General features: G+C 50.9%; 5 protein-coding genes, 13 tRNA genes and 1 rRNA gene. 2 read left to right on the plus strand and 17 right to left on the minus strand.

Annotated elements, in window-relative coordinates; all coding sequences use genetic code 11:
- Nucleotides 1–16: 16 nt before the first annotated feature.
- Together queG and rnhA are read right to left on the minus strand one after the other, a co-directional pair.
- A complete protein-coding gene (gene queG / locus EDM56_RS12615) occupies nt 17–1177 on the minus strand; it encodes a tRNA epoxyqueuosine(34) reductase QueG (RefSeq protein ID WP_122918241.1) in 1161 nt (386 codons plus the stop codon).
- Nucleotides 1174–1608, minus strand: a complete 435-nt coding sequence (rnhA, locus tag EDM56_RS12620) for a ribonuclease HI (protein ID WP_122918242.1) — start codon at nt 1606–1608, stop codon at nt 1174–1176. The genes queG and rnhA overlap by 4 nt, the downstream gene beginning before the upstream one ends.
- A 175-nt stretch (nt 1609–1783) precedes the next feature.
- On the opposite strand from rnhA, the gene EDM56_RS12625 reads away from it, so the two are divergent.
- Together EDM56_RS12625 and EDM56_RS12630 are read left to right on the plus strand one after the other, a co-directional pair.
- Nucleotides 1784–2455 (plus strand): B3/B4 domain-containing protein, encoded by a 672-nt coding sequence (locus tag EDM56_RS12625; RefSeq protein ID WP_122918243.1) that lies wholly within the window; start codon nt 1784–1786, stop codon nt 2453–2455.
- Nucleotides 2456–2597: 142 nt separating this feature from the next.
- Entirely contained in the window at nt 2598–3113 is a 516-nt protein-coding gene (locus EDM56_RS12630) for a stalk domain-containing protein (protein ID WP_122918244.1), read from the plus strand.
- 64 nt (nt 3114–3177) lie between these two features.
- On the opposite strand, the gene EDM56_RS12635 is transcribed toward EDM56_RS12630, so the two are convergent.
- The 15 genes from EDM56_RS12635 to EDM56_RS12710 all read right to left on the minus strand — a co-directional run.
- Nucleotides 3178–4500, minus strand: a complete 1323-nt coding sequence (locus tag EDM56_RS12635) for a purine/pyrimidine permease (RefSeq protein WP_122918245.1) — start codon at nt 4498–4500, stop codon at nt 3178–3180.
- 247 nt (nt 4501–4747) lie between these two features.
- Nucleotides 4748–4829: transfer RNA gene (locus tag EDM56_RS12645), tRNA-Leu, on the minus strand.
- A 9-nt stretch (nt 4830–4838) separates the two neighbouring features.
- Nucleotides 4839–4912 (minus strand) — tRNA-Cys (locus tag EDM56_RS12650).
- A gap of 33 nt (nt 4913–4945) precedes the next feature.
- Nucleotides 4946–5021 (minus strand) — tRNA-Gly (locus EDM56_RS12655).
- Between the two features lie 13 nt (nt 5022–5034).
- Nucleotides 5035–5109 (minus strand) — tRNA-Gln (locus tag EDM56_RS12660).
- A 10-nt stretch (nt 5110–5119) separates the two neighbouring features.
- Nucleotides 5120–5195 (minus strand) — tRNA-His (locus tag EDM56_RS12665).
- A gap of 23 nt (nt 5196–5218) precedes the next feature.
- Nucleotides 5219–5292 (minus strand) — tRNA-Trp (locus tag EDM56_RS12670).
- 11 nt (nt 5293–5303) lie between these two features.
- A tRNA-Phe gene (locus EDM56_RS12675) sits at nt 5304–5379 on the minus strand.
- 26 nt (nt 5380–5405) lie between these two features.
- Nucleotides 5406–5482, minus strand: a tRNA-Asp gene (locus tag EDM56_RS12680).
- 78 nt (nt 5483–5560) lie between these two features.
- Nucleotides 5561–5637, minus strand: a tRNA-Met gene (locus EDM56_RS12685).
- A gap of 17 nt (nt 5638–5654) precedes the next feature.
- Nucleotides 5655–5730, minus strand: a tRNA-Val gene (locus EDM56_RS12690).
- 7 nt (nt 5731–5737) lie between these two features.
- Nucleotides 5738–5814, minus strand: a tRNA-Glu gene (locus EDM56_RS12695).
- A gap of 4 nt (nt 5815–5818) precedes the next feature.
- Nucleotides 5819–5911: transfer RNA gene (locus EDM56_RS12700), tRNA-Ser, on the minus strand.
- 4 nt (nt 5912–5915) lie between these two features.
- A tRNA-Asn gene (locus tag EDM56_RS12705) sits at nt 5916–5990 on the minus strand.
- Nucleotides 5991–6051: 61 nt separating this feature from the next.
- Nucleotides 6052–6149 (minus strand): 23S ribosomal RNA (locus tag EDM56_RS12710); the annotation flags it as partial.

Here is a 6149-nt window from a genome sequence, read left to right on the forward strand (position 1 = left end):
CCCTCGGTATTATTTTTCAGACTGTCGCCTCCTGCTGCCAAAGAGCCAATCCTTTATGGATTTCTGCCAGCGCCTCCTCATCTTTCTCCAAGGACAGCGCCTCCTGCAAAGCTTCTCCCGCCTGTGTGCCTCCAATTTTTCCAAGCGCCCACGCGGCAGTGCCACGGATGACCGGACGCGGATCTTTTTGGAGCAATCGGATCAAATCGGGCACGGCGCTTTGGTCCTTAAAGTGGGCAAGCGCCAAAATCGCGTTGCGCTGAATCGGCTTGCGGCCTCGCCAAGCAGACGATGATTTTCCGAATACCTCCTTGAACTCACGGTTCCCCATGGACAATATGGGCACTAAAAGCGGCTTGGCCACCTCTGGGTCAGGTGAAAACTCGGGATGATAATCAAAATGCTTTCCTTTATTTTTCGGGCAAACAGTCTGGCATGTGTCACAGCCATACAACCTGTTGCCAATTTTGGAACGAAATTCGTCAGGGATAAAATCTTTCACCTGTGTCAAAAACGCAACACAACGCTGCGAATTCAGCTGTCCTCCCTGAACGAGCGCACCAGTTGGGCATGCATCCACGCAAATATTGCAATCTCCACAGCCCTCCTCGATCGGCGCGTCTGGTGGGAGTGGAAGACTCGTGACCAACTCGCCGAGGTAGACCCATGAGCCGAATTCTGGTGTAATGATCGCGCAGTTTTTTCCGGACCAGCCGATGCCTGCACGCTCTGCTACCGCCCGATCGGACAAACCCCCTGTATCGACCATCGATTCGATCATCGCCCCTGGCTCCAGATCACGGATAAATGCTGTCAGCTTCTCCATCTTCTCGCGCAGCACATGATGGTAATCCGTCCCCCATGCCGAACGGCTCAAAATCCCTCGGTATGCACCGGGAACCGATTTAGGTGGATTTTTCATTTTGGAAGGGTAGGCTAACGCGATGGCGATCAGCGAACGGGCCTCGGGAATGGTCAATGTTGGATCTGTCCGCTTTTCCAAGTCGGGCTCTTCAAAGCCGGATTCGAACCCGCTCTCGCGGTGCACCTCAAGCCGTTCCTTCAGATCCAGGAAAGGGTCAGCGGTGGCAAACCCGATTTTGTCGATGCCAATCTCGCCAGCATATCGAATGATCGCCTCTTTTGTCTGCTGCCAATAGGTTTGTTCGCTGGTCACGCCCGCTTGATCGCTCCTGTCGCCAGCTCATCGCAACGGTTGTTCCACTCATTGTCCGCATGCCCTTTCACTTTGACGAATGTCACCTTATGCGTTCCTGTCAGCTGGAGAATTTCCTTCCAAAGATCCTGATTTTCCACCGGCTGGTTTTTGCTGTTTTTCCAGCCGTTGCGTTGCCATCCCTTATACCACCCTTGTTGAAAGCAATTGATCAAATAGGCGCTGTCGCTATACAGCGTGACATTGCAAGGTTCCTTTAGCAAGGACATCGCTTCTATCGCTGCCTGCAGCTCCATTCGGTTGTTGGTTGTATTTTGTGCTGAACCGGAAATCTCTTTTTTGTGAGCACCGTAAAAAAGCACGGCACCCCAGCCGCCCGGTCCTGGATTCCCGGAACAAGCGCCATCCGTATAAATCGTTATATCCTTCATCGGCGGAGTTCCTCCCTTTTCATCATAGTTTCATTGTACAAAAGGACAGAGCGTTACACAAAGAAATTAGCGGCAATTCCGCTGAGAAAGATTGTCTAATCAAGTAAAAAGCCCCGCACTCATCATTGTGATATACTACCAAAAGGCACCATTTCGTTTGGAAAGGAGCATTTTCATGAACATTACCATCAACGCCGCGGTCAGTCAGAAACTGCCCGGCTTTTCGTTAGGCGTTATCGAGTATGAAGGCTCTTCTGTCAGCGATTCGCCAAAAATGCTGCAAGGCCGCATCAACTTCTTTGTCGAGATGCTCCGTCTCGACCGGTCCATCGAAACCATCACGGACATACCGGGTGTGCACGGATGGCGGGCCGCATTCAAAAAGCTGGGCATCGCCCCATCCCGCTATCGCCCATCCTCAGAGTCTCTGCTGCGCCGCCTGCTTCAAGGCAATCCGTTTTTTTGGGTAAATTCGGCTGTGGACGTAAACAATTTTCTTTCTGTCCATCATGCGCTTCCGTTTGGGATTTATGACAAAAGTGCCCTGCAAGGAGATATTGTGTGCCGGATCGGACAAGATACTGATCGCTATCCCGGTCTGAATGGGCGAGAGATGGAAATGGCGAGCAAGCTGCTGCTGGCAGATGAACAGGGCGCGTTCGGTAGTCCCATCGTCGACTCGGTCCGCTCGAAAGTAACGGAAGCATCCACGAACCTCATCCAGTTCCTGTTTTTCCATGAGGAGATTCCTGTAGAAGAGGCCGAACAAGCCCTCGGCTCCGCAGCCCGGATGTTTACCGAAGTGAACGGCGGCACCGTGTCCAATCAGAGAATCCTGCATGCCTGAAAAGGGCAAAAGGCCTACTGGCAATGCAGTTTGCGCCCCTCTTAGTTATCCGTTCCTATTACCGATGATTGATACCGCTTCTTCATGTTTTTTGGCATAATATCCCTTGTATAACTACAACAAGAATGGGGCTAATTATGCAATGAAGTGGGATCTGAAATCATTTGTCGGCGGCATCATCATCGGTTCCGCGCTATTTTCCGGCTTGGCTTGGGCTTCATCTAGCAATGATGTCGCATTGGAAGCAAGCAAAATTCCTTATACGTACTATTTTGATGGCATTCCTAAATCTCCTACCCTTGATGTGCAAGGCATTTTGCACAAAAACACCGTTTACGTCCCCATCCGTTTTGTGGCCGAGAGTGTAGGCAAAACAGTAATGTATGACGGCAAATCCAAATCCATTTATATCGGGAAGCTTCCTGCTTCCAAGATGTATTCCAAGACAGAAGCTGTCGAGTTGGTCAAGAAAAAATACGGCCAAAACATTCCTGCCAATTATCAGATTGAGTACGACCATGATGATGAAAACGGGCAATATGTTGTTCACGTTTATCAGCAAGTCGTTAACAACTTCCAGACAGGAGATGGCTACACGAATACATATGGCTGGTTTACCGTTAACCCGAACACAGGAGACGTCAAATCCTTGTTCTAATGAGAGAAAAGTAAGCATGCTTGCTGCACTCGTGTTGAAAAAGCAACAGCAAGCGGATGGGCTATCACTCCTTGCCATCTGCTTGCTGTTTTGTTTTGTCACGCATGATAACATGTTCGAACAGGAGCGCAACCAATACGCCTAAAAGCAGGCCATTTCCCAGCAAAAAGCTGAGCAACGGGTGCAAGCTTTTCCATGCGTCGGTGGGTACGAACATCACACCTACCCCAACCAGCAACGCACTGCCGATCACAATGATACCGCGCTCGTCCAACCGCGCCCGAGCGAAATCCTTTAAGCCAAACCCCAGCAGCTGCGTGTAGGACACAAACATCGCCGCATAGGCGACAGGCGTAGGAATTGAGGTGAGAAATGCCGAGATCGTGGGAAAGACGCCGATTATCATCATCAAGACCATCGCCACGTTAAAAGGAAGACGCGAGGCCAGCTTGGTGGTTTGAATAACCGCAGCAGCGAGTGAGATGGGGATCATCCCCACTACTCCGGTTGAACCTGCGATGAGATGCGATACCCCGGTAAAAATTCCACCACGATTATACACTTCCTTCGTAGCTTTCACCCCTACACTAGCCCCGACTACCGCCAGACTGGTAATCAGATTGGTCAACAGGACAAATCCCGTGAGCACACTGGTCAACACGATTCCGGCATCCCATCGCGGTGGCCCCCAGAAGAAAAACGTCGGCCAAGCAAAAATCTCTCCAGATGCTCGTACCGGCTGTGTCCATCCCAAAACCGCGCAAATGAACCATCCGATGACGATGCCGAGCAGCACGGCAAAGCTGGCGATCTTTCTGATTCGCAAAAACCAGATAACCAACCCCATCACAACCAGGGACAAGATCGCGATGCCCGGCTGGACTTGAATCGAACCGTTATACCCGACTCCAAGCATCCCTTTGATAAAATTGCTGCACAGCGAAATGGACAGCAACGTCATATACGTTCCCGTAATTGCAGGGGTAAACCATTCCTGAATTTTTCCGATCCAGCCCTTCAACCCTAAAAATAGAAACATTGCTCCACACAGCAGCAGTCCCAGTTCAAACGACTGTCCAATCTGGCTTGGCGCTACCCCGATGCTTGTTCCGATCTGCGCTAAAATGATGAAAATCCCCCACCAGAGGCCAGCAGGTCCCTCCATCAGCGGATAACGGTGGCCAATCCACACTTGCAACAGCGATGCGACCCCGACAAAAAAGATCGTCTGCTGCATAAAGCTATGGCTCTGCGCTGTGTCCAGTCCGTAAATTTGGCTGATCATCAACGGAACGACAAACGTGTTTGCCAATGTCACAATCAGCCATTGAAGTGCCCCAACGATCGTGACCCCGATTGGCGGCGTTTCGTGTAAGCCGTACCTCATCTTCTCCCTCCATTCTTGTACATGTATATGCCCGTACAATGGAAAAAGCCTTTTCCTGAAGTTTTCGTGTTCCCGTTCCCGCTATACATCCCACCATAAGGAAATATAATCCATCCCGATTCATTCCCCTTCTTAATCGATGAAAACGTCTCCTGGTGAACCTGTTGATCGAACAAATAAAACGTGCTCCACATAACAAAAAAACCCTTTCGATCCATTTGATCAAAAGAGCTTGTGTGTAAATGCATGGTGCCGGTGAAGGGACTTGAACCCCCACGGTTTCCCTCACGATTTTGAGTCGCGCGCGTCTGCCATTCCGCCACACCGGCATATTACATTGGAGGAGGTACCCGGATTTGAACCGGGGGTGAGGGTTTTGCAGACCCGTGCCTTACCACTTGGCTATACCTCCATGATATAAAAACAAACATTTCAGATAAAAAAATGGAGCGGACGAAGGGTCTCGAACCCTCGACCTTCGCCTTGGCAAGGCGACGCTCTACCAATTGAGCTACGTCCGCATGATGTTTAATATGGCTGGGGTACTAGGATTCGAACCTAGGAATGACGGAGTCAAAGTCCGTTGCCTTACCGCTTGGCTATACCCCAAAAACAAAAATGGGGCGATCGATGGGACTTGAACCCACGAGTGCCGGAGCCACAATCCGGTGCGTTAACCCCTTCGCCACGACCGCCATACGGATCTAATGAAATTGCTTGGCAGGGGCAGTAGGAATCGAACCCACACCAAAGGTTTTGGAGACCTTCGTTCTACCTTTAAACTATGCCCCTATGTTTTTTAATGGTGGTTCGGGACGGAATCGAACCGCCGACACGAGGATTTTCAGTCCTCTGCTCTACCGACTGAGCTACCGAACCGTACTCGTGTGAGTAATTGCCATAAATGGCGGAGCTGACGGGACTCGAACCCGCGACCTCCGGTGTGACAGACCGGCGTGAACTCCAACTTCACCACAGCTCCATATTTGGTTGCACCCAACAGGGTACTACGATTCTACTTGAGCAAGATGTTATTTCGATGTCATGCAAGTAGAAAATTTGGTTGCGGGGACAGGATTTGAACCTGTGACCTTCGGGTTATGAGCCCGACGAGCTACCGAGCTGCTCCACCCCGCGACGGTAAAATATTTAAATGGTGGAGGCTGACGGGATCGAACCGCCGACCCTCTGCTTGTAAGGCAGATGCTCTCCCAGCTGAGCTAAGCCTCCGTGAAAATGGTGACCCGTAGGGGATTCGAACCCCTGTATGACAGCGTGAAAGGCTGCTGTGTTAAACCGCTTCACCAACGGGCCATGATGGCGGATGGAGTGGGATTTGAACCCACGAGACGAGTTGTCCCCGCCTACACGATTTCCAATCGTGCTCCTTCGGCCGCTCGGACATCCATCCATACTGGCTCCTCAGGACGGACTCGAACCGCCAGCCTACCGGTTAACAGCCGGTTGCTCCACCATTGAGCTACTGAGGAATATTCACTTGAAGGTTGTTCCTTCAAAACTGGATACGCAAGTCATTGCTATGGATTAGTTGTGGATAAGCCCTCGACCGATTAGTATTCGTCAGCTCCACGCGTTACCGCGCTTCCACACCGAACCTATCAACCTCATCGTCTATGAGGGGTCTTACC

This window comes from Brevibacillus fluminis, assembly GCF_003710825.1.
Taxonomy (GTDB): Bacteria; Bacillota; Bacilli; order Brevibacillales; family Brevibacillaceae; genus Brevibacillus_D; species Brevibacillus_D fluminis.